The following is a 22058-nucleotide window of genomic DNA, read 5'->3' on the forward strand; positions in this document are numbered from 1 at the left end:
TGATCAATCCCGACAGAGAGGGTCAGGTTTTTTTAAGTAGGTTTCTTTTATTGCTTTTGCAGACCAATAGGCTAAAGCCGCAACGAGACCTGTTGGATTATAAGTGATGCTATGAGGAAACGCACTTGCGCCAATTACAAAAAGATTATGAAGTTCCCAGCTTTGGAGATAGGGATTTACGGCACTGATATTCGGGTTATCGCCCATAACGGCTCCGCCTCCTAGATGGGTTGTTTTATAGTCTGAAGTATTAAAGGGTGCGGAAAGATGGTTTAGCTTCCATTTTCTGGCATTTAGCTGGTTTGCAATTTGTGGGATTTTGCCTGTGACATAGCGGTTCATTTTAATATCATTCGAATGCCAGTCGAATGTCATGCGCAGCAGGGGCTGCCCGTAAGCATTTTTCCATGTTGGATCAAGATCAAGGCAATTATTCCTGTAAGAGAGCGAGTTTCCATGAGAGTCAATTTCAAAGGAATGTTGATACATGTCTTTGAGACTTTCTTTAAAACCATGACCCCAGTTGCGTTTTGCTTGGGGTTTATGGTTCACCGCAGCGCCAATAGGACGTAATCCTGACTGGTTTACCCATAAGGCGCTTCCGCCAATGAAACCTAATTTTTGGGTATCTAAATGAGGGAGCGTGAAATCATCAATGGCGACACCACTGCCGCCAGCTCCGACAAATTGATTGATTTGTGTTTCTTTATCAAGGAAAATCCGAGAGGTGGAAAGAGATTGGTAGTGAAAATTTTTACCGACGGTGCCTTTCCCTGTTTTTGGATTGTAGATTTCCCCAATTTTAGAGAGTTGGAGTAAATGAACATTATTCATCGAAAAAGCACCTAAAATGACGATTTCAGCTTTAACTTTTTGTGTTTTTCCTGTTTTTAAGTTTGCAAAAGTGACGCCTGTCGCACGTTTTTTGTCTTTGCTTTTGTCAATGTGCAGAACATGTGCAAGTTCAATGAGATGGAAAAGAGGGGAAGGATAAAGGGCAGGAAAAATATTCACATTAGGCGATGCCTTGGAATAATTATAACAGTTATAGCCACCGCAATAGCCACAGAAATTACATGCCCCCATGTCACATTTATAAGGGTTTTTATAGGCTTTTGAGGCGTTAGCAGCAGGAATTGTATAGGGGTGGAAGCCTGCTTTTTGACAGCCTTCCCGAAAAAGTGCGCCTGAGTAAGTTTCTCGCAGGGCCGGCAGAGGAAAGTTTTCAGAACGATCTGGGGCGAAAATATTCCCTTTTCCGACAATTTTTCCCTTAACTGTATAAGCTTCTCCAGAAGTGCCAAAAACTTTTTCTGCTTTTGTAAAAAAAGGCTCTAAATCTGTATAGGAAACACCAAAATTTTGTAAAATCATATCTGGAGGAATAAGGCCATTTCGGTAGGCTTGTTTTCCGTAGCGCTCTTCAAGATATGTTTTTAAATGCAGCTCTTCTGGGATAACCCTGAAATGACAACCAGCCCAATGAAGGCCAGCGCCGCCAACGCCTGTTCCTAATAAAAAAGCGCCAGCACGCCGATAAGGCAGAGCTTGCTGGGAGAGGTGGTTGCGGATGGTAAAAGTACTTTTGGATAAATCTTGAAAGAGGTGATGGCGAAAATTTCCTCTTAATTCATCAATGCTTGCAGGATAAGCGCCTTCAAGGGCAGTATTACGTTTTGGACCACGTTCTAGAACAATGACAGAAAGGCCGGCCTCTGTTAGTTCTTTTGCCATAATCGCGCCAACCCAGCCTGCGCCAACAATGACAACATCCGCTTTAAGTGTCGAGTTTGAGGCGGAAATCTCGGTCATAAGGAAGTCGTGCCATTCTCTTCTTGGAGTTGCCAAAAACGTTGCATTTTTTCAAAGGAAAGGGGGATTGCAACAGGTTTGTAAGGATAGGGCGCACCATGTTGGTTAATCCATTTCATAAATTCTGCGCGGGCCCCGGGAAATCCAAGATATTCCCAGCCTTTCATTTCTGTATTTCCGCCATAAAGCGGATCAGAAAAAACGCCTTCTAAAACATTTTGTCTTAGCTGTGTAAAAAAGACCGAACTTGGAATATCTCCAAGATTTATTTGGTCATCTTCAAGATTTTCTAAAATCTGAATTTGTGTTTCTGAAGGAAGGTTTACAAAAGATTTTTCATGAAAGTTGTCTTTGATCCAAGCAAAAAGTCTGCTTAAGGCGGTTTTGTAGAGATCATAAGGCGGATACGGGAGCTGGTATCCTAGAGCGTGGTCTCCCTGTACAAAAGGTCCTGAGAGATAAGTTCGTTCTCCAAAGCCGTAGGGCATTGCAAGTTGACGTTCAAGATAATCAACAACATGGAGGCCTTTCTTATCGTGCGTCAGGTCTTCTGTTGGAAAAATCAGTTGAGAGGCAATTTCAAGGAACTGGCGTTCTTCTGGTTGAAAAAGGAGAGAGCCATGTGTGTAAGCATTGCCCTTGGTACACCCCGTAAAGGAGAGTAAAGCAATGCAGCTACTGCTTCCGAAAAGAAAATTGCGGCGTGTAAAGGGTACAATATTGTCGGAAAGAAGGTGCTGGCTCAGTGGGGTGTCCTTGCAGAATTTGAGTTTTTCTCATTTTGGGAGGTGTCTGCGGCAGAATGTATTGAAGAATCTTCATTTGACTGTACGAGCCAATTCGAAAATTTTTGGTGGAGTTGGGTTTCAATCTCGGTGTTGACGTCTTCTACCAAAAGATTTGTCAGACGTAAGAGCGTATCACTGTCTGATTCCCCTTTCTTGGGGGTTACTTTCTGATAAACTTCGGCCGAAAGATTTCCTGTTTTTGCAAAAGCTGGGTTCTCCATTGTGAGGGAGAGGATAATTTTACCGTCATAATTATTGAGGTGATGGACAAGACTTGCTTGCCGAATATTCAGAATAGCCTCTCCCGATTTCCCTTCACAGGCAAAACGTTGTCTGGCAAGGTCTTTTAGAAGCTCGTTTGGCGTATAGTCCATCTGCTGAGATTCATGTTTGGGTAATGGTGTGGCATCGTCAATTACCCGAAGAGAGGCAACATTGAGATGAAGGCGAGGTAGAAAATTATAGTTGGGACGGTGATGTGCACGTGAGACTTCTGCGATGACACGGCCAGCATCTAAGAGGAAAAACCCAAGCCCTACGAAAAGCGCACAGGTCATCATGATTCTATAGAGACGGATATTCATGGGATTATTTCTTCGGGGAGAAAGGAAAAGCGGATATTGCAAAAATGGCAGTCAACTTCAATCTTGCCTTCATGAATAAGTTCTTTTTGCTCCTCTCCTTGAAAGCCTTTGAGCATATTTTCAATCTTCTGACGGGTGCAACGGCATCCAAAAGAGAGGGAACGGAAGTCACTTGCCATGACTTCTAAGCTCCCGAAAAGCCGATAGACAATTTCTTCAGAAGGCACCGTTGCGTTCAGAGCCTCATCCTGTTTTAGAGTGTCTGCCAGAGTACAGGCGGTTTCCCATAAATCTTTAATTTTATCTCCACTTAGAGAACTATCTTTGACGGCTCTTATCTGACTCTCGTCTGGCAAGCGTTCTAAAATAAGCGCCGCAGACTGGTATTTTCCTTCGATTAAATCTGAAAAAAGTAAAATATGGCAAGGATATTGCGCACTATCTTTGAAATAGCGTTCTGCTAAATGGGCGAGCGTTTCTGTTTCGCTGCCTTCCATTTTAACAATACCCTGTTGAGGCTGGGGGGCATGTTTTTCTTGAACTGTAAAGGCGAGATACCCTGATCCTAGAAGTTTTCCAGCTTCGGCATCTTTAGAAGGAGTCTCTTTGTTTTCTTCATTTTTTTGCAAGGTAACACGCAACGCTCCCTCGCTGGAGCAATCACTTGCCATCATAGAGAGAAGGCCGTCACCCTTGGTTTGAACAGTGAAATTACCTTCAAATTTTAAAGCAGTAGCAAGCCCAGCCGTCAGCGCTGCCATTTTTCCCATAAGAAAAAGAGCTGCGGAATCTGCCTCTTTATGACGGGAAAGAAGCGCATTTCCCAAATCGCCAAGACGGATAAAGCGTCCCCTGACAGGTGCATTCCTCAGAAAAAAGGGAAGAACAGCTTTTTCTTCTGTAAGGTTAGGGACTTCTCTTGGACGTCCAGAACCAGATTCTTTTGTATTGAGAGAGATAGACGAAGAGGAAAACATAAGCGGCAACGTTTTTAATAAGCACAAAGAATCAATATTTTAATACTAAGGCGACTTGTGAGAGTTTTTCAATGGCTATTTTACATTCTTCCTCGGTTACAATCAGAGGAGGGAGCAAACGCAGGACATTATCGCCCGCTGGAACGGCTAAAAATTTGTGGCGCAAGCACATTTTTGCCACTTCTGAAACAGGCGGTGCACAGCGCAGACCCTTTATTAGACCGATACCGCGCACTTCTGTAAAAACTTCTGGATAGTCTTGGACTAATTTCTGGAGCATTTTATGAAAGGATAAGCTTGTCTTTTGAACTTTTGGTAAGAAACTTGGGGCTAGAATTTCTTCTAAAACTGTTTTTGCAGCGATGCAGGCGAAAGGATTTCCCGCAAAGGTTGAGCCATGTGTTCCAGCTGTCAAATGCTCGCCAAGTTCTTTTTTAACCAATACCGCCCCAATGGGAATACCGCCACCGAGACCCTTAGCAAGACTGAGGACATCAGGGGTGACATTAAATTGCTCATGGGCAAAGAGGTGTCCGCTGCGTCCAACGCCTGTTTGGACTTCGTCAAACCCTAGAAAAATACCATTTTCACTGCAAATGTCTCGTAATTTCTGAAGGAATGCAGTGTCGGGAACATTAATGCCACTTTCCCCTTGAATCGGCTCGACAAGAATGCCGGCAACCTTTCCGTCAAGAAGAGGATAAATAGAATCAATATTGTTAAAGACAGCGTGGCGGAATTCGCTGGGCATAGGCCCAAACCCTTCCTGATATTTAGGGTTTCCTGTTGCAGAGAGCATGGCAAGTGTCCGGCCATGGAAAGCATGATTAAAGCTAATAATGGCACGGCGTTCGGGGTGGTCTGACATATATTGTGCACGGCGGATAAGTTTAACGAGTGCCTCATTGGCTTCTGTGCCGGAATTTGCGAAAAGCACATAATCCGCAAAAGAATGTTTTACGAGATGTTCTGCAACCTCTTCACTCTCTGGAATTTGATATAAGTTTGAGACGTGTATGAGCTTGTGAAGTTGTTCAGTAAGATTTTTAACAAGTTCAGGGTGTGAATGCCCCAAAGAAGAGACGGCAATGCCCGCACCAAAATCTAAATATTTTTCACCAGATTTTTCATAAAGCCAGACGCCTTTTCCATGTGTGAAGGCGATTGGAAAACGGTTATAATTTGGCGTTAGAAAAGAAGAATGGCGCGTCATAAAGTCACATTATAAAAGTAAAATGCTTGGAGCATATCTGCTGTTTAAAAGCAAAATACACTATAATGTCTTAGAAATCAGTATTTTAAAAAATTAAGTGGTTTTGAAAAGCAGGTATTGAGTAGATTATGTCAAAAACACCGAAACAATCTTTGCTTCCAACGCTAGATCGTTTTTATCTAAAAGAAGCTTTGCTGGCTTACACGGCACGTTTTTCGACGACAAAGCAAAAAGCTGCACAAATGTTAGAGCGAAAAATTATGCGCTGGGGCTTTAAAGCTCAAAAGGCGGGTTTGCCAGAGTCAGCTATTTATGAAATCCAAGAAAATGCAAAAGTGCATATACCGCACCTACTTTTGGAGATGGTTTCCTTAGGTGCGATCAATGATTTAGAGTTTGGGCGCTCTAAAGTGCGCCATAGCGCAGGCCGAAAATCACGGCGGCTTATTGTTGCAAAATTATCCGCAAAAGGTATTGGTTCGGATCTTTTGGAAGAGGCTATTGAGGAAGGGCTTGGGGAAGCTGGATCAGAAAAAGCAGAAGCGCTGGAGGTTGAAGCTGCCCTTCGATTGGCAAAAAAACGAAAAATTGGTCCGTTTCAAGAAGAAAGAGAAGAGGGTGAAGGGATGATAGATGAATACGCAGAAATGCAAAAATTTTCTAAAGAGCTCGGTATTTTTGCCAGAGCAGGATTTGGCAGGGAGATTGCGATGAGAGTTTTGAAAATGCCTTTGGAGGAGGCGCTTCCTTATTTTGAAGAATAGAGTGGTTTCTTCTATTAAAATTAAAGGCTAGTATCTTCTGCAATTATACCTATATAATTTAGGACTGAAATTTATTATTTTGGGGATTGTTTTGAGAATGAAATTCTATCCCCCGGCAAGAGGTTGGTTCTATGGGATCTATGAGCATCACGCATTGGATTATTCTGGGCGTTATTGTCCTTATTCTATTTGGCGGAAGTGGCAAAATTAGCAGCATGATGGGCGATTTGGCTAAAGGGTTAAAGACCTTTAAGAAGAGTATGGCTGAAGAAGATGAGCCAGATTCTAAAGCGTCCGCTTCAATTGCCCATAAAGACGGCCAAGATGTTTCTATGGCTTCTTCTCGCACAGCAGCACCGGCAGAACAGTCTCGTAAGGATTAAAGCGTCCGTTGTTCGTCTCGGTCATTAGCATTTGAATTAAAGGATTTGTTTTGGGCACAAAATTTCCTGCCCTGTATAAGGATTGGCGTTTAATTCCAGCACAGGCCAAGGGCTGTGCTGTTGCTTTAGGTAATTTTGATGGTGTGCATCTTGGGCACCAGTATTTATTGCAAAAGCTCTCGAGAGCCTGTCCCTCAGCCCCTTTGGGAGTGGTTACGTTTGCGCCGCATCCAAAAGCATTTTTCCGCCCTCAGGATCCGCCTTTTCAGTTGGTGAATACAGGGAAGGAGCGTGCAAATTATTTGGCCCATTTCGGGGTTGAGCATGTTTTTGAGATCGCTTTCAATCAGGAATTTGCCAATTTTTCTCCAGAAATTTTTGTTGAAGAAGTACTGATTAACTCTTTAGGGGTTAAGCATGTTGGCTGTGGAGTAGATTTTTCTTTCGGGCATCGTCGTCTTGGCAATGTCGCTTTGCTTGCGCAGCTTTTGGGGAAGGCACAAATTGGTTTAACGGATGTCGAACCACGTGATGATGCCGAAGGGCCTATTTCCTCGACCCGTATAAGAAAAGCTTTACAAGAAGGTTATCCAGAGAGAGCAATGCATTTTTTAGGACGCCCCTGGCGGCTTTCTGGGAAGGTGTTGCATGGGGATAAAAGGGGGCGTTTACTCGGCTTTCCAACGGCAAATGTGGCGCTTGGTAATTATATTGAGCCAGCAAGGGGCGCTTATGTCTGCGCCATTAAGTTGCCTCAGGATGGTGGAGACGGTGCAGGGAATGTTTATCATGGGATAGCCAATATTGGTCGGCGCCCAACCATTGATGATAAAATTCAAAGTCGTATAGAAGCGCATTTATTCGATTTTTCAGGCGATTTGTACGGTCGTATGATTGATATTTTTCTTCTCAGTCATTTGAGAGAGGAAAAGCGCTTTGAAAATTTAACGGTTCTGACGGAACAAATCAACGCAGATGCCTTGGCGGCACAGTCTTGGTTTGCAGAGGGGAATGCTGAGCGTATTTCTCTTTTTTAACTTTTCCTTTAAAATATCTTACTCATTAAAACTTTAAGTTTCTAAGCTGATTTGGAAAAACGTAATGTCTCAAAAAGATCATCATCACTTAAACGAGATTACTCAGGCAGAAAAAATTGCCCAAGGGGACTATCGGGGGACGGTGTTTCTGCCAAGGACAAATTTTCCAATGCGTGGAAATCTTCCCACGCAAGAGCCTAAGCGTTTAAAACAATGGGAAGCGGAGAAACTAGATCAGAGGATTAAAGAGGCAGGACGTCAGAGAAAAACGGTTTTTACACTGCATGATGGCCCTCCTTATGCTAATGGACGTATTCATATTGGGCATGCTTTGAATAAAGTGATGAAGGATGTGATTAACCGTGCGCAGCGTATGTCAGGAAAAGAAGTTCGATATATTCCTGGCTGGGATTGCCATGGTCTTCCAATTGAGTGGAAAGTCGAAGAGGAAAACCGTAAGAAGAAAAAAGAAGATGTTAAAGACGATATTTTAGGATTTCGCGCTCAATGTCGTGATTATGCTAAACATTGGGTCAGCGTTCAGGAAGCAGATTTTAAACGTGTTGGTGTACAGGCTGAATGGCAAAATCGCTATGTGACAATGGATTATCGTTATGAGAGCGGAATTGCAAAGGAAATAGGCGCATTTCTTTTGAGCGGACGTCTCTATCGCGGTTTAAAGCCCGTTATGTGGAGTCCTGTCGAGAGAACGGCTTTGGCAGAGGCTGAAATTGAATATCATGACGTTAAAAGTCGCACGTTATTTGTCGCCTTTCCAATTAAACAAGATCCTACGCATGGCAAATTGAAAAATGTCTCTGCGGTCATGTGGACAACAACGCCTTGGACTGTGCCTCTCAATCGGGCTTTAGCCTATAACCCTGAGTTGGAATATTGCGTGATTGAGGCTAAGGAAGTTACTGAATCTTCTTTAGTTCCTGTGAATAGCCGCCTTCTCTTAGCAAAGGAACTGGTCGAAGATTTCGTAAAAAAGGCACAAATTTCTAAATATCGCCAAGTTTCAGAGATACTGGGGGCAGATTTAGAGGGGGCGACAGCCTATCATCCCTTCTCGTCCCATGTGTTAGGAAAAGACCTTCCGAATGGGGAAGTCTTTTATAATGGAGAACGCCCTTTCCTTGGAGGAGATTTTGTTACGGCTGAGGCTGGGACGGGTGTTGTTCACATGGCGCCAGCGCATGGAGATGATGATTTTCGCCTTTGTATTTCCCATGGCATTAAGATTACAGAAGATGTTTTAGACAATGGGCTGTATGCAGATCATGTATCAGGATTAAGTGGCGTTCACGTTTTTAAGGCGGCCGATCCTGTTTGTGACTTGTTGAATGAATCACGTGAACATTATGAAGGAAAAGCGCCAGCTGGTTTAATGGCAGAAGAGGAAATTTTACATTCCTATCCGCATTCTTGGCGTTCTAAAAAGCCCATTATTTTCCGAGCAACCCCTCAATGGTTTATCGCAATGGATGGGCATGAAACGCCAGAAGGGGGAGCTGCAGGCTCTTTAAGAGATAAGGCTTTGGATGCGTTGGAGGAGGTGACGTTTTTGCCTGCCTCTTCTCGTCGGCGCTTAACTTCTATGCTTGCAGGACGTCCTGACTGGTGTATTTCCCGTCAAAGGACATGGGGCGTCCCTATTGCAATTTTTGTTGAAAAGAAAACGAATAAGCTTTTGCGCGATGCAGAAGTGATGCAAAGAATTGTAGATGTCTTTGCACAAGAAGGGGCAGATGCTTGGTATCAGCCAGACATGGCAAAACGTTTTCTCGGTGAAAAATATAATCCTGAAGATTATGAGCCTGTTTTTGATGTCGTGGATGTTTGGTTTGAAAGTGGATGTATGCCAGGTCTTGTTCTGCAAGATGCGCAAGGGAAGCGCCAAGAAGGGCTTAATTTTCCAGCAGATTTGATTCTGGAAGGCTCAGATCAGCATCGTGGCTGGTTTCAATCTACTTTGTTGGAATGTCTTGAATCTTGGGATATTGCCCCTTCCAAAACGATTTTGACGCAGGGCTTTGTTTTGGATGGCAAAGGCCGGAAAATGTCAAAATCTTTGGGGAATGTGGTTTCTCCTATTGATGTTGCAGATGAAATGGGGGCGGATATTTTGCGTTTCTGGGTTGTTAACTCAGATTCCAGTGAAGATTTGCGTATTAGTAAGGAAATTTTGAAACAGCAAGGGGAAATGTACCGCCGTATCCGCAATAGTCTGCGTTGGATTTTAGGCGGGTTAGAGGGGTTTGATGAAAAGGAAATCGTCCCTTTTGAAAAATTGCCCTCTTTAGAGCGCTATATTCTGCATCGCTTACGTCAGATTCATCAGAAAATCACCCTTGCTGCTGGCACTGAAAAAATGTCAGCAACGCATGATTGGCGTGATGTTTTTAATGAAATTTATAATTTCTGTAATTTAGATCTTTCCGCTTTTTATTTTGATATTCGTAAAGACGTTCTTTATTGCGACGGGCAGCAGGAGCATATTCGCCAGTCGGTTAGAACGCTTTTGGATATTCTCCATCGGGCTTTGACAACTTGGCTTGCACCAGCCTTAGTCTTTACCGCAGAGGAGGCTTGGACCGTTCGTTTTGGAGAGAGTAAGGACTCCGATGGAAAAGCTTCAAGCGTGCATTTAGAAACCTTCTATGAACCAGCTCACCAGAATGGCACTTATCTTTGGGATGATACTGCTTTAGCTGCAAATTGGGAGAGAATCCGTGAACTCCGGGGAATGATCACAACAGAGTTAGAAGGTTTAAGAACTTCGGGAGAAATACGCTCTTCGCTTGAGGCCTCCGTTCTTCTAACGCTTTCGGAAGAAGATCAAAACTTGCTTTCATCTGAGGATTGGCAAGATATTTGTATTGTTTCACGGTTAAAATTGACGCAAGGTGAAAAATTCTCTGCTAACGTAGAAAAAGCAAGTGGTGAAAAATGTGCCCGCTGTTGGAAAGTGCTGGAAGATGTAGGGCAGAATGAACAATACAGCGATCTTTGCCCGCGTTGCGTAGCTGTTGTTAAAACTTATTTAGAGGAAATGCCTTCATGAGCGCAGATAACCTTTCTTTCAGAGAAAAAGTTCGAACTTATCTGAATGGTTTTTCTTGGAAGCAGGCGACACCTTCTAAATTTATTGCGATGGGATTAATCGTTCTTGTTTTTCTGATTGATCAATGGAGTAAAGGGATTATCCTCGAAAAATTGAGCGGTTTTGTTCATGCAAAGGAAATTACGCCTTTTTTTGATTTAGTTTTGGTTCGAAATAAGGCTGTAACCTTTGGGATGTTTGGCGGCGTTACAGATACGCTCGGTCCATGGGTTTTTATTATTATTTCGTTAATGGCCTGTATGGCTCTCGGGATGTATCTCTGGCGGACGACTTCGGTTTTGATTGCGCTTTGCTGCGGATTGATTATTGGGGGAGCGCTTGGAAATGCTTTTGACCGCTTATTTCGAGGCGGTACTGTCGTTGATTTTTTGTATTTCCATATTGGGGAAGTTTCTTGGTACGTCTTTAACTTGGCAGATACAGCGATTGTTGGTGGCGTCATGATTTGGATCATTTATTCTTTTTTCAGTGATAAAAAGAATACGGGTAATTTCGAGGGCTGAGGGAGAGAAAATGAAGCATTCTTATCATGTGAAAATTTTAACGACAGTTGTCTGCTCTTTTTTTCTTTCCACAGCCCTCTCAGGTTGTTCAGGAGATGAAGCTGCGAGAGCTTTTGGCCTTAAACGTTCTTTGCCAGACGAATATACAGTGACAACAAGAGCACCTCTTTCCATGCCTCCATCTGAGAGAATGGCTTTGCCTGGAGGTGATAAGTCTGAAGGCTCTGATGTCGATAAAAGTGCTAGCTTGGAAGCAATGGAAACGCTTTCCCCCGAGATGGCGATTCATCCGATTGTTGGAGAACCTAGTCCAGGTCAGTCTGAGTTAACCGCAGCGACGCAAAAAGCTGCTGCAACGCCAGATTCCGGCGGTCTTTCGGAATCTGAAGATCCCCGTTTTGTGAATCGTGTGATGTTTTGGAAAGAGAAAAAGACAGGCGCAGTTGTTAGTGCCGAGGCGGAAAATCATCGTTTACGGCGAAATGAGGCTCTTGGCCGTCCAATGAATGAAGGCCCAACACCAACGGAACAACCCTAAAGGTATCAGATGCTCCCCCAAACAGAAGCGTTGAACGAGGCAGATCATTTTTCTTCCATTCACCGCTTACCGGATCATTTAGTAAATTTGATTGCGGCTGGCGAGGTTGTGGAGCGCCCTTCAGGGGTTGTGAAAGAACTTGTTGAAAACGCATTGGATGCGGGTGCGTCAACAATCGAAATTGAAACGAAGTCTGGCGGAAAAGACCTGATTGAGGTTGTTGATGATGGCAGAGGCATGTCTCCAGAGGAATTGCCCTTTGCTGTGCAGCGTCATTGCACTTCTAAACTTCAGCTGATCTCTTCCACCGTTCAGAGTTCTGTAGAAGAAGATTTCTCGACAATTTTAGAAGATATTCGAACACTGGGCTTTCGGGGAGAGGCATTGCCGTCTATCGCTGCAACGGCACGCCTTTCGTTGACCTCCCGTTTGGCCGATTCTGAAGAGGCTTGGTGTCAAGAGGTGGAAGGGGGAGAGATTTTTCCCGTAAAGCCTGCAGCTGGTGCAAAAGGAACAAAGGTTCGGGTGAGCGATTTATTTTTTGCGACCCCTGCTCGGCGTAAGTTCTTAAAAAGCATACGGGTAGAGGATAGCCGTATCGAAAATATGGTGCGGCGCTTAGCGCTTTGTGCACCAGAGGTCTCTTTTCGTTTAAAACGGGACAATCGGGAAGTTTTATATTTTCCAGCACAACCTGCAAAGGATCGTGCAGCCGCAGTAATGGGTGCGCCAGTAAATCTTTTTATTCCTTGTCAGGCGAATAGAGGGCAGCTTTCTGTTACGGCTTGGCTTGGCAGTCCTTCTCAAACGAGATCAACAGGTTATAGTCAATTTTTCCTCGTTAATGGGCGTACTGTGACGGATAAAGTACTGCAAATGGCTTTGCGTGTTGCTTATCGGCCTTTAATTGAGCGGGGACGTTTCCCTGTAGCGACTGTGCATCTTCATTTGCCCTTTGAGGAAGTGGATGTGAATGTACATCCTACAAAAAATGAGCTTCGTTTTCGGGATGAGGTTAAGGTGCGTGGATTTTTAATTCATGTGCTGAGTGAAGCACTTTCTGGAGGCGCTGGTGAAACGACTTCATTTGCTTTTGGTAAAACAGCAGTGAAAGCGCCATCTTTTTCAGTTGGATCAGCAGGAAATTTTGGGCAAGATAAGAATGCGCTGAATCAGAGATTGATGTCAGCCTTGTCCCCTGATTTTGGGCAGGCGAGCTTTGCACCAGCCTCGCAGGCGAATGTCAGGAAATTCACGGAAACGCAGGCCTTAGCCGCAAGAGTTTTAGAAGAGGCAAAATTCAGTGAGGCCGATGGAAAAACATATCCTCTTGGTCAGCCGATTACTCAGATTTTTGAGACTTATATTCTTTCCCGTGCCGAAAATGGCGCATTGATCTTGGTAGATCAGCATGCTGCACATGAGAGATTAACGATTGAATATTTGAGGGAACAGTTCTTAGAGGGAGGAATTCGAAGCCAAACCCTTCTTATGCCAGAAATTTTGGAAATAGGGGATCTCCTTGCAAAGACTTTATTAGAAAAATCAGCAGAGCTGGAAAAATTAGGATTTTTGATTGAGGATTTTGGAACAGGAAGTTTAATGGTTCGTGGAACGCCCTCTCTTTTGGGGACAGGCGAAGTGGAGCCGCTTTTAAGGGATATAGCTGAAGAGCTTGCGTTCTTAGATGATTTTCCTGCAAAGAAAGCAAAAGCCTTGGAAGAAAAAATTGAGGATATTTTAGCGACAATGGCGTGTCATGGCAGTATTCGGGCAGGGAGGCGTTTAAATCATGAAGAAATGTCTCAACTTTTACGGGATATGGAAACGCATCCAAGAGCTGGTAACTGTCCACACGGCCGTCCAACATGGATTAGTTTAGGAAAAGAAGAACTCGAAAAAATGTTCGGCCGTTAAGGCTTTTGTTTAAGGAACAAAGGGAATAGGTTTGAGTGTTTCACTTAAATAGAGCGGATGGCAGGGACGGTTTTTGGTGCTGAGCTTCAAAGCGTAAAGGTTAATGCCAGCGTCTGCTAGAAATTTGGCGACTTTTGTCCCTTGCGCTTGAAGCATTTTGGCTTGAGGCGTTCCATAAGCAAGGAGAACACAATCGCTTTCTTGTGCCATTTTTAAGAGATGCTCTAGATTTTCTTTCCCAACAGGATCAGAAACTTCTAAAAGTCTTTTTTGATCTGTACAGCGATAGGCGAAAGAATTCCCAACATTCATGCTGCCATAGCCCCATTTCCGAGAAAGACGCTGACATTTTGCAACCGTTCGGTCATCTTCTTTTTCTGTGGCGACTGAGGGATTCATCATAATCCACATAATGCGGGGCTTTGTTTTGTCCCAGACACGGCACAATTTATAGCGGTAACAGTCTCCAAGACCACCGTATAGGGCGGTACTTTTTATATCTTCCCCTAAAAACAGCCCTTGGCTTTTACCAGCAGAGTGAGCATGTTTTAGATTACTTCTCTTGTTCATTTACGCTTTGGTGCGATGATAAAACAGGGGTTTGGCTTGATACGGCGGCAAGCAAGTTCAGCGCGCCCCTTGTTTAGACCTGTGACACGGCCTCGATAGAGGGGTTTCCCTGTATTGTTCGCCTGTGAAATACTGATTGTGCCATCTGCAAGTGACCAGCCAGCTTTGGCCTTGAGTTTTTTAACCTCTGTTGTGGCAGAGACGATAGAGGGGAAAGCGCCGAGTTGAACGCTCCAAGTCGTTTGCGCATTCGTGTTGCGCATTTTATTCACTTCTGCATCTAAGTCAGAGCGGGTGTTTGATGGGCTTGACATAGAAGCGCCACGGGAAGGCAATGCCGCACTCTCTGGCCGTGCTGTTCCAGATAGCCCAGGCGGATAGACAGGCATATTTGTCGCTGCTGCGGCATGTCCTGGCGGATAGACTTGCGGTGCATAAACAGGGGGAGCAGGTTTTGCCAACGGCGAGAGGGAAACTTGTGCCTTCTCTGCTGTTGAAGGATTATCAACCGCATTGTCTGTTGTATAGGTTGCAAAATCAATTGTATCGATGACCTTTGCATCCGGTGGCATTTTGTTGAGAAGTTTTGTTGCCAATCTGCTTGTCGCAGGGTCGTTGGAATAGCGGGAGACCATGAGATCCGCACGGGAACGATAACGAGGCCATGTTCCTGCAATCAACGGCCCAATAGAAGCAACATAGTTGCGTGTTTCTCTTGGAAGTCTTGCCCCACGTTTCAGATAGCGATCAAGGTTTCCCGGCCCATCATTATAGGCGGCTAAAAAGCCCGGCGTCCCATAAATATCATACATTTGGCGGATATAAGCCGTTCCCGCCATGATGTTATCACGAGGATCGTAAGGATTAGGCCCTAGGTTATATTGCTTTCGCAGCATGTCATAAGAAGGCCCCATCAACTGCATCAGACCCATCGCTCCTGCGCCAGAAGTAATGAGTTTTCCACTTTTATCGTAAAGATGGCCACCAGATTCTTGTAGAATGACGCCTTTGATCCATGCTTGTGGAACATCAAAACGTTTGGAAGCTTCAGCGATATAAGGGCCCCAAGGATCGTCTGTTGCGCCAGGAGGACTGTAATGATGGCGGGAGGCTTTTGCTCTATAATATTGTTCTTGTTGTGCTGCCGGCAGATTGAGATATTCGTCACCTTCAAGCGTTGGGGAAGAGCCATCCCCTGCACAAGCGGAGAGAATAACAGGAATCAATCCCGTTAGGAAAAAAAAGGAAAGATTTTTCAAAGGCCTAGAAAAGATCATTGTGCAGAGTTCATTAGGAAATAAGAGAAAAGCCAGTTCATTCTACTTAGCAGGTTATTTATTGGGAAGGTTAGAATTTTTTATTTCTAATAAAATATAGGGCTTTTCTTAATTTTTTTTGTGATTATCTGATGGAGAAGAGAAATTTTTAATTTAAGGAGATAGAGTAATGGCTTCAGGTGTATTGGATGCTGCGCGCGTGGCGAAGGCTGCTGAGCTGACACTCGCAGAATTGCGTGCAATTAAGGAACCAACAGAGGCGCAACAGAAAAAAGCGCTTTATGTCGAGCGTATGGCAGCAATTGCAAAAGCGGCCGCTGAAACAGATAAAGAAAAGGGTGTGGGGAGTATTTCTTTGGTTTCGGAAGAATTTTGGTGGATTTCAAAACACTGGTGAGCTTTTTTTAAGAAGAGATTTTATGAAAAGAGAAGGTTTTAACGGCCTTCTCTTTATTTTAGATTTTGTCTTCGTCTTCAGCTTCTTTTGTGAGAGGTTTGGCCGCATGTTTTTCAAGCCATCGACCAAGGGGTTTAGCTAAAGCAGGCCCAACGATAAGAACAGCAATCATACGGGCTGTTTGCAATGCCAGAATGATTGGGAGGTTCACAGGAGCGCCTGCGCTGATAATGATGATTGTATCAAGCCCTCCAGGGGAGGTCGCAAGATAAGCAGACAATAAATCAATATTCGCTAATTTTGCCAAGGGGAAAGAGAGGAGCGCACATGCCCCAACAACCACTCCTGCAGAGAGGGCAACCGATGGCAGAATTCTGATAACATGTTTTAAAACAGGCTTTGTAAAGCGCATGCCAATAGACCAGCCAATAATCGTATAAGCTGGAACTCTGAGCCAATAAGGCGCATTGATGTCACAAAGTCCAAAGGATTTTAAAATTACACCGATAATAAGGACGCTGAGTAAAGAAACAGCAGGAATTCTCGCAACTAAAGTGAGCGCCGTCCCAAAGGCAATCAGTCCAAGGCTTGACCAAAGGTCAAAATGCAGTTCGTGGGAGAGTTTCACCAGTGTCGAGAGGGAAAGGGAAAGATTAGGGAGTGCAAAATAGGTTACCAGAGATGTGGCAAAGGCAACCAATGCGACTCTGAAATAAAGCATAAAGGCGGCGACTTTCGGATCCGCACCGAAATCACCGCAGATTGCAACCATGGTGGACGCCCCGCCAGGGGAAGATCCCCAAAGTGCAGTCGTTCCTGGAACAACACCTCTCCATGTTAAAGTTGCCCCCATTGTTAGGCTGACAATGATAACGGAAAAGGTAAAAAAGAGAACAATCCAGAGATGTTGTGAGATTGTCGCCATTGCCGTAGCGGAAATCGCACCGACAACAAGAGCTCCCAGAACAGCTTGTGCAAAATTAAAAAAGGGTCGGCTGATTTTAATATGCCGGCCTGTAACAGCACAGAAGACAGCAGCAAGCATTGGGCCGAGCATGAGTCCAGCCCCGAGATGCACTGTAAAAAAACTTAAGGTGAAAATAATGGAGAGAATAAGAAGAAACGCCCACTTCTCAAAGAGAGAGTGGGGCTTTTCTTCTGTATGGAACGTATTTGTGGAGGGAGAGATTTGTGTTTGAGCCACAACAAGTACCTAAAAAAATGAAAAATTAGGCGCTTGCACCGCCTGAAGGAGGTTGGGGTGTTGGATTTTTCTTTTTACGGAAGCGGTCAAGCTGGACAATCTCAGCATTTTCAGAAGAAGTTTCTTTCGGTGCTGATTCATCATCTTCGTCTTCAAAAGACTCCATTTCGTCTTGAGAGCCAACAGGAACAGAAAACTGTAATTCAAGCGGAACAGCTGGATCTGAAAAGACAGCAACGGATTTGAAGGGAATAGTTAAACGGGTTGGCTGGCCATTGAAGGATAGAAGAACAGAAAAATGCTCATTTCCAGCTTCTTTGCTGATTTTCAACTCACCAAACTGGCGTTGAAGGACAATGGTGATATTCTCAGGGTAACGGGCACGAAGCCAATCTGGCAAAATGGCACCTGGATAATCTGTTCGGTAGGAGATGTAGAAATGATGCTCCCCTGGAAGGCCTTCTTCTGCTGCATATTCTAGGGCCTTAACCATAACTTCCCGCTGGGCTTCTTCCAGCCATTTTGGATAGGGGATGATGCTTTGGTTTAGCAATTGTCCAAGGTCAATGGGTGTTCCATCATTGCCGTCATTACCGCTCATAATTTCAAATACTTTTCACGATTTTAGAGAATTAAAAAAATCAGACAAAAGTTTGCCTATATCATTTAAGGATTTCCTTGGATTATATCTTTATTCGATTTAAGGGTACAACAAAAAGATATAACTTATTTTTGGAAATGGGGATTTAGGGGGAGAATAACGCATTTTATTTTAGTCGGAGAATAGATGGTTTTTTCTGAAAAAAAATATGGGCGCATCCTTGTTATTGGGGATGTGATGCTGGATCAGTATATTTTGGGGCGTATTGACAGGATTTCTCCCGAAGCGCCTGTCCCTGTTCTGCGAGAGAAAAATTTATATGCTGTTCCTGGCGGTGCAGCAAATGTCGCGGCGAATCTTGTTGCCTTGGGTGCGAGTGTAAAACTGATTGGAATGTGCGGGGAAGATTCTGAAGGTCAGAAATTGCGTACGCTTTTGGATCAGCTTGTTTTTGAAGAAAATAATCTTTCCCAGTTGGCAAAGGCACAGGGGGCAGGAAAAGTTGATACTTCCGGGCTTATTGCTTGGAAAGGGCGGCCAACGACAGTTAAAACGCGTCTTGTGAGCGGTAATCAGCAGATTGCAAGGTTGGACCGTGAGGAAACTGGAGAGTTTCCTGTCTTTATCTGCCAACAAATCATTCAGAAAGCGCAAGAGGCACTCGAATGGGCAGAGGTTGTGGTCTTCTCTGATTATAACAAAGGATGTTTAGAGGGCGGTATTTTTCAGAAAATTGCTGAATTTACGCAAAAGAGCGGCAAGCCTCTTTTGGTGGATCCTAAGCAAGCTGATTTGTCTTTTTATAGAGGCGCTTCTCTTTTAACCCCTAATAAATCGGAACTTTCAAAAGCAACATCTTTTTCATTGGAGACAGAGATAGAAATTGAAAAAGCTTTAGCGCTTGCCGCAGAATCTTCAGGTGCAGAAATTCTACTGACACGTTCTGAAGAGGGCATGTCCTTGCGGAAACAAGAGGGAGATGTTCTGCATTTTCCCGCAGAAAAAGTGGAAGTTGCTGATGTTTCTGGGGCAGGTGATACGGTTTTGGCAACGATTGCCGTGATGCTGGCGCGTGGTCTCGCACTTGAAGAAGCTGTTAAAGTTGCGATAGATGCAGCTGCCTTAGCCGTTTCACGCCATGGTACAGTCCAAATTACGCTTCAATCTTTGCGGCAAAAAATTAAATCTTATTTAGAATTTGGAAAAGTGATTGAGCCTTTTGCTCCCATTTTTGAACAAGCGGTGGAGGCAGGGCGTTTTTGCAAAGAAATAAGGGAAAAGAAGAAACGGATCATTTTTACAAATGGCTGTTTTGATATTCTTCATCTTGGACATTTGCGCCTCTTGCAGAAAGCTTCCTCTTTGGGAGACTACCTGATTGTGGGCTTAAATACAGATGCCTCTGTTAAACGGCTTAAAGGCGCTCAACGCCCTCTTCAAAATCAAGAAGTTAGGGCTGCTTCTTTGGCGGCTTTGCGTTGGGTGGACATGGTCGTTTTGTTCGATGAGAATACGCCTGCAGCTCTTTTGAAAGAGCTTGCTCCGAATGTGATTGTTAAGGGGGGGGATTACCGCCCTGAGGAAGTTGTCGGCGGAGAGGATGCAGAGGTTTTTCTTTTCCCCCTTGAGGAAGGATATTCGACAACGTCTTTTTATCAAAAACTTTTAAGAGATAATCAGGGTCAAAAAGGAGAGTTATAGGGTGTTGGCGATGAAACAATTACAGGAAAAATGGACAAGCTGGATGTTTGATGAAGCTGCGCCTTTGTGGTCTTCAGCTGGTTATCATTCAGATTTAGGCCTTTTTAATGAGATGCTGACATTTACAGGACGTGCAGAGAATCCACAAGGATTGCGTTTGATGGCGCAAGCACGTCAAGTTTCCTCTTTTGCGCTGCTAGCCTCTTTTCAAGAAGGGGATGAGGCGTGGGGTGATTTAGCATTATCTGTTATGGGAAGGTTAGAGAAGCTCTACCACAACCGAGATGGACAAAAAGGCTGGATATTTTCCCTGAACCAAAAGCAGGAGATTTTAGAGGCTAAAAGAGACCTTTATGGGCATGCTTTCGTTCTTTTTGCTTATGCTTCGCTGGGGCATTTATTGAAAGAAAAAAATTCGCCAGCATTTCAAAAATTTCGTCAAACCTCTTTGTGTGCGGGAGAGGAAATTTTTCAACTCTTTGGCGTAGAGATAGCGGAAGGACAGTTTCAGCGTTTTTCAGAGTGGCGGGAAGTGTTGCCTTATCACGGGGAGCATGCGCAAAATCCTTGGATGCACCTCCTAGAAGCCTGTTTAAGCCTATATGAAGTCTATGGTGACATGATTTGGCAGCAGCGTGCTAAGGAAATTCTGAAGCTTTTTAAAACACATCTTGTGGCTGAAAAAGGGTTGCTGCCAGAAAAATTTGATGAACATTGGCAGGCTTTGGAAAAAGCGGGTCAGAATTCCGTAGAGCCGGGGCACTTATTTGAGTGGAGCTGGCTTTTAGGAGAAGCTTGCCGTCTTTTAGATTTAGAGGATTTTGAAGTAGAAGCTTTGCAGAAAATAGCGCAGACATTCAAAGAGTTTGCTGTTCAGTACGGGAAATCTTCTCAAAATCCCCATTGGATTGTTAATGCTGTTTTGGAAACAGGGCATGAATATAATTCAGCTATTCGGTTATGGCTTCAAACCGAATATTTGCGTCTTTTAGCTTCTAGTTACACAAAGGGCGCAAATGAAAAAATTTTGGAAAAGCTTCAAGAGCAGACAGAAATTTTCTTCGAAGATTTTACGCCAAAGCGTTTAAAAGGTGGCTGGATTGACCGTTTAAATAAAAATGGAAATCCTGAAAGCGCTTTAATGCCTGCGACTTCTTTTTACCATATTTTAAGCGCTGTTATCGCAATCAAAGCAATCGGCTAAAAGCGGAAAGAGGAAAAGTGGGAGGGTTTCTGTTGCTCGGTACCCTCCCGAACCGCGCTTATCTCTGCGTATTAGGCAGCGACAGCGAGCACCTCATGGTTATCATTGGCACTTATAAAGTTTTAGTCCGGTAACGGTGGTACCATGCCGAGCAAAAAGAATATCTTTATTGCGCACGTCGATCCTGTTTCGTCCCCATAGATACTTTGATAACAAAAGCATAGTTTGGTGGAGACGCCGAGCACTGCCCTCGGGTCCGTAACGCCTATTCCATAAACCGTTTATTGCCATAGTCTGGAAAACCAGCTCTTATAAAATGGCGTGTTTTTAGCTATTTTTCAAGCCTTAGAATAAAATAAAATATAATTTTGTTTATTCAAATATTTGCTAAAAAAAGCTATCTGTGAAGGAAGATTTTCATGTTAGGGAATGGTGCTATGGGGCTGACACAAGAACAACAACAAGAAGTTGCAGAATTAAGGCAAGAAAAGAAACAGACTTTTAGATCCGTAGTGCCAGGGCTGGAAGAAATTTTGTTTGAGCCATTTAAGATGCTCGATCATGGTTTTTTGCGGGTTGTTGATTATATGGGCGATGATTCTGCGATTGTGCAGGCTGCCCGTGTTTCCTATGGGCGAGGAACGAAGAAAAGCCTTCAGGATAAGGGGCTGATCCGTTATCTTATGCGTCATCGGCATACAACGCCTTTTGAAATGTGTGAGATTAAATTTCACGTCAAAATGCCTATTTTTGTTGCCCGTCAATGGCTTCGTCACCGTACGGCGAGTGTGAATGAGTATTCCGCACGTTATTCCGTTTTGGACAAAGAATTTTATATTCCTGCGATTGAAAGAATTGGGGAACAAAGTGAAACAAATCATCAAGGAACAGGGGATCTGCTTGCGCCAGAAAAAGCCCAGCAGGTTTTAGAGCTTTTGCGTTCAGATGCGGAGCGTTGTTACCGCAATTATGAAACGATGATGGGCAATGAAAATGAAGAGGGGCTTGCGCGTGAACTTGCGCGTATTAATCTCACTGTGGGAACTTATACGCAGTTTTATTGGAAAATTAACCTCCATAATTTACTTCATTTTGTTTCCCTTCGTGCTGATCCCCATGCCCAGTATGAAATTCGGGTTTATGCTGAAAAAATGCTCGAAATTTTGGAGGTTTGGGTTCCTTTTGCCGCAGAAGCCTTTAGAGAATATCGTTTGGGAGCAAAGACGCTTTCCGCATCAATGGTGGAGGCTGTTAAGCGCATGATTGCAGGTGAAAAAGTCACAAGAGAAGATTCCCATATGAGTAAACGGGAATGGCTTGAAATGTGTGATGCTTTGGATTTAGAGGCTTGAAATTTTGAAAAACGATGAGTTTCCAGAAGCGTATGATTTCTTAAAAGAAGAGGACGCAAAAATCGACAAATATACTTCAAAAACCTTTCGTGTTTGGGGAGTTGTCGCT

At 43.9% G+C, this 22058-nt stretch carries 20 protein-coding genes and 1 other RNA gene; 11 read left to right on the forward strand and 10 right to left on the reverse strand.

Going from position 1 to position 22058, the window contains the following annotated elements; all coding sequences use genetic code 11:
• Positions 1-3: 3 nt before the first annotated feature.
• The 5 genes from FAI40_07550 to FAI40_07570 are packed head-to-tail and all read right to left on the reverse strand — an operon-like array spanning position 4 to position 5374.
• Positions 4-1812: a GMC family oxidoreductase gene (locus FAI40_07550; GenBank protein QCE35194.1), complete on the reverse strand. Its 1809-nt coding sequence runs from the start codon at positions 1810-1812 to the stop codon at positions 4-6.
• Complete coding sequence (locus tag FAI40_07555) at positions 1809-2558, reverse strand: gluconate 2-dehydrogenase subunit 3 family protein (GenBank protein ID QCE35195.1); 750 nt, start codon at positions 2556-2558, stop codon at positions 1809-1811. The genes FAI40_07550 and FAI40_07555 overlap by 4 nt, the downstream gene beginning before the upstream one ends.
• Positions 2555-3184 (reverse strand): hypothetical protein, encoded by a 630-nt coding sequence (locus tag FAI40_07560; protein QCE35196.1) that lies wholly within the window; start codon positions 3182-3184, stop codon positions 2555-2557. The genes FAI40_07555 and FAI40_07560 overlap by 4 nt, the downstream gene beginning before the upstream one ends.
• Complete coding sequence (locus FAI40_07565; GenBank protein ID QCE35197.1) at positions 3181-4161, reverse strand: Hsp33 family molecular chaperone HslO; 981 nt, start codon at positions 4159-4161, stop codon at positions 3181-3183. Before FAI40_07565 ends, FAI40_07560 begins: the two co-directional genes overlap by 4 nt.
• A gap of 31 nt (positions 4162-4192) precedes the next feature.
• Positions 4193-5374: an aspartate aminotransferase family protein gene (locus tag FAI40_07570; protein ID QCE35198.1), complete on the reverse strand. Its 1182-nt coding sequence runs from the start codon at positions 5372-5374 to the stop codon at positions 4193-4195.
• A 128-nt stretch (positions 5375-5502) separates the two neighbouring features.
• Between FAI40_07570 and FAI40_07575 the strand changes: the two genes are divergently transcribed.
• The 7 genes from FAI40_07575 (at position 5503) to mutL (ending at position 13643) form a co-directional block, all read left to right on the forward strand.
• Positions 5503-6138 (forward strand): regulatory protein RecX, encoded by a 636-nt coding sequence (locus FAI40_07575; protein ID QCE35199.1) that lies wholly within the window; start codon positions 5503-5505, stop codon positions 6136-6138.
• 131 nt (positions 6139-6269) lie between these two features.
• Positions 6270-6521: a twin-arginine translocase TatA/TatE family subunit gene (locus FAI40_07580; protein ID QCE35200.1), complete on the forward strand. Its 252-nt coding sequence runs from the start codon at positions 6270-6272 to the stop codon at positions 6519-6521.
• Positions 6522-6592: 71 nt separating this feature from the next.
• A complete protein-coding gene (ribF, locus tag FAI40_07585; GenBank protein QCE35785.1) occupies positions 6593-7558 on the forward strand; it encodes a riboflavin biosynthesis protein RibF in 966 nt (321 codons plus the stop codon).
• A 64-nt stretch (positions 7559-7622) separates the two neighbouring features.
• Entirely contained in the window at positions 7623-10625 is a 3003-nt protein-coding gene (locus tag FAI40_07590) for an isoleucine--tRNA ligase (GenBank protein QCE35201.1), read from the forward strand.
• A gap of 89 nt (positions 10626-10714) precedes the next feature.
• Positions 10715-11188, forward strand: a complete 474-nt coding sequence (lspA, locus tag FAI40_07595) for a signal peptidase II (GenBank protein QCE35786.1) — start codon at positions 10715-10717, stop codon at positions 11186-11188.
• A gap of 10 nt (positions 11189-11198) precedes the next feature.
• Complete coding sequence (locus FAI40_07600) at positions 11199-11726, forward strand: DUF3035 domain-containing protein (protein QCE35202.1); 528 nt, start codon at positions 11199-11201, stop codon at positions 11724-11726.
• A 9-nt stretch (positions 11727-11735) separates the two neighbouring features.
• Positions 11736-13643, forward strand: a complete 1908-nt coding sequence (gene mutL / locus FAI40_07605; protein ID QCE35203.1) for a DNA mismatch repair endonuclease MutL — start codon at positions 11736-11738, stop codon at positions 13641-13643.
• A 9-nt stretch (positions 13644-13652) separates the two neighbouring features.
• Here the strand turns inward: mutL and FAI40_07610 are convergent, their stop codons facing one another.
• Complete coding sequence (locus tag FAI40_07610; protein ID QCE35204.1) at positions 13653-14213, reverse strand: DUF1643 domain-containing protein; 561 nt, start codon at positions 14211-14213, stop codon at positions 13653-13655.
• Positions 14210-15490, reverse strand: a complete 1281-nt coding sequence (locus FAI40_07615; GenBank protein ID QCE35205.1) for a lytic transglycosylase domain-containing protein — start codon at positions 15488-15490, stop codon at positions 14210-14212. Before FAI40_07615 ends, FAI40_07610 begins: the two co-directional genes overlap by 4 nt.
• 169 nt (positions 15491-15659) lie before the next feature.
• Here FAI40_07615 and FAI40_07620 point away from each other — a divergent pair, with 169 nt between their 5' ends.
• Positions 15660-15887, forward strand: a complete 228-nt coding sequence (locus tag FAI40_07620) for a hypothetical protein (GenBank protein QCE35206.1) — start codon at positions 15660-15662, stop codon at positions 15885-15887.
• A 58-nt stretch (positions 15888-15945) separates the two neighbouring features.
• Here FAI40_07620 and FAI40_07625 read toward each other — a convergent pair whose 3' ends face one another.
• Together FAI40_07625 and FAI40_07630 are read right to left on the reverse strand one after the other, a co-directional pair.
• A complete protein-coding gene (locus FAI40_07625; GenBank protein QCE35207.1) occupies positions 15946-17091 on the reverse strand; it encodes an AbrB family transcriptional regulator in 1146 nt (381 codons plus the stop codon).
• Between the two features lie 25 nt (positions 17092-17116).
• Complete coding sequence (locus FAI40_07630) at positions 17117-17692, reverse strand: hypothetical protein (GenBank protein QCE35208.1); 576 nt, start codon at positions 17690-17692, stop codon at positions 17117-17119.
• A 186-nt stretch (positions 17693-17878) separates the two neighbouring features.
• Here FAI40_07630 and FAI40_07635 point away from each other — a divergent pair, with 186 nt between their 5' ends.
• Together FAI40_07635 and FAI40_07640 are read left to right on the forward strand one after the other, a co-directional pair.
• Positions 17879-19393: a bifunctional heptose 7-phosphate kinase/heptose 1-phosphate adenyltransferase gene (locus FAI40_07635; GenBank protein ID QCE35209.1), complete on the forward strand. Its 1515-nt coding sequence runs from the start codon at positions 17879-17881 to the stop codon at positions 19391-19393.
• Between the two features lie 10 nt (positions 19394-19403).
• On the forward strand, positions 19404-20597 hold the full coding sequence (locus tag FAI40_07640) for a hypothetical protein (GenBank protein QCE35210.1): 1194 nt from the start codon (positions 19404-19406) through the stop codon (positions 20595-20597).
• Between the two features lie 16 nt (positions 20598-20613).
• Here FAI40_07640 and ssrA read toward each other — a convergent pair.
• Positions 20614-20943: a transfer-messenger RNA gene (ssrA, locus tag FAI40_07645) on the reverse strand.
• 91 nt (positions 20944-21034) lie between these two features.
• Between ssrA and FAI40_07650 the strand changes: the two genes are divergently transcribed.
• Positions 21035-21949, forward strand: a complete 915-nt coding sequence (locus tag FAI40_07650; GenBank protein ID QCE35787.1) for an FAD-dependent thymidylate synthase — start codon at positions 21035-21037, stop codon at positions 21947-21949.
• Positions 21950-22058 lie beyond the last annotated feature (109 nt).

Source organism: Acetobacteraceae bacterium (assembly GCA_004843345.1).
Taxonomy (GTDB): Bacteria; Pseudomonadota; Alphaproteobacteria; order Acetobacterales; family Acetobacteraceae.

What these genes read in the sequence shown, in the direction of transcription:
- FAI40_07650 (QCE35787.1), top strand. Translation starts at nt 21,035, where the DNA reads ATGGGGCTGACACAAGAACAACAACAAGAAGTTGCAGAATTAAGGCAA.
- FAI40_07560 (QCE35196.1), bottom strand. Translation starts at nt 3,184, where the DNA reads ATGAATATCCGTCTCTATAGAATCATGATGACCTGTGCGCTTTTCGTA.
- lspA (QCE35786.1), top strand. Translation starts at nt 10,715, where the DNA reads ATGGGATTAATCGTTCTTGTTTTTCTGATTGATCAATGGAGTAAAGGG.
- FAI40_07550 (QCE35194.1), bottom strand. Translation starts at nt 1,812, where the DNA reads ATGACCGAGATTTCCGCCTCAAACTCGACACTTAAAGCGGATGTTGTC.
- FAI40_07590 (QCE35201.1), top strand. Translation starts at nt 7,623, where the DNA reads ATGTCTCAAAAAGATCATCATCACTTAAACGAGATTACTCAGGCAGAA.
- FAI40_07570 (QCE35198.1), bottom strand. Translation starts at nt 5,374, where the DNA reads ATGACGCGCCATTCTTCTTTTCTAACGCCAAATTATAACCGTTTTCCA.
- FAI40_07630 (QCE35208.1), bottom strand. Translation starts at nt 17,692, where the DNA reads ATGAGCGGTAATGACGGCAATGATGGAACACCCATTGACCTTGGACAA.
- FAI40_07615 (QCE35205.1), bottom strand. Translation starts at nt 15,490, where the DNA reads ATGATCTTTTCTAGGCCTTTGAAAAATCTTTCCTTTTTTTTCCTAACG.
- FAI40_07600 (QCE35202.1), top strand. Translation starts at nt 11,199, where the DNA reads ATGAAGCATTCTTATCATGTGAAAATTTTAACGACAGTTGTCTGCTCT.
- FAI40_07620 (QCE35206.1), top strand. Translation starts at nt 15,660, where the DNA reads ATGGCTTCAGGTGTATTGGATGCTGCGCGCGTGGCGAAGGCTGCTGAG.
- FAI40_07565 (QCE35197.1), bottom strand. Translation starts at nt 4,161, where the DNA reads ATGTTTTCCTCTTCGTCTATCTCTCTCAATACAAAAGAATCTGGTTCT.
- FAI40_07575 (QCE35199.1), top strand. Translation starts at nt 5,503, where the DNA reads ATGTCAAAAACACCGAAACAATCTTTGCTTCCAACGCTAGATCGTTTT.
- FAI40_07635 (QCE35209.1), top strand. Translation starts at nt 17,879, where the DNA reads ATGGTTTTTTCTGAAAAAAAATATGGGCGCATCCTTGTTATTGGGGAT.
- FAI40_07610 (QCE35204.1), bottom strand. Translation starts at nt 14,213, where the DNA reads ATGAACAAGAGAAGTAATCTAAAACATGCTCACTCTGCTGGTAAAAGC.
- FAI40_07640 (QCE35210.1), top strand. Translation starts at nt 19,404, where the DNA reads ATGAAACAATTACAGGAAAAATGGACAAGCTGGATGTTTGATGAAGCT.
- FAI40_07580 (QCE35200.1), top strand. Translation starts at nt 6,270, where the DNA reads ATGGGATCTATGAGCATCACGCATTGGATTATTCTGGGCGTTATTGTC.
- mutL (QCE35203.1), top strand. Translation starts at nt 11,736, where the DNA reads ATGCTCCCCCAAACAGAAGCGTTGAACGAGGCAGATCATTTTTCTTCC.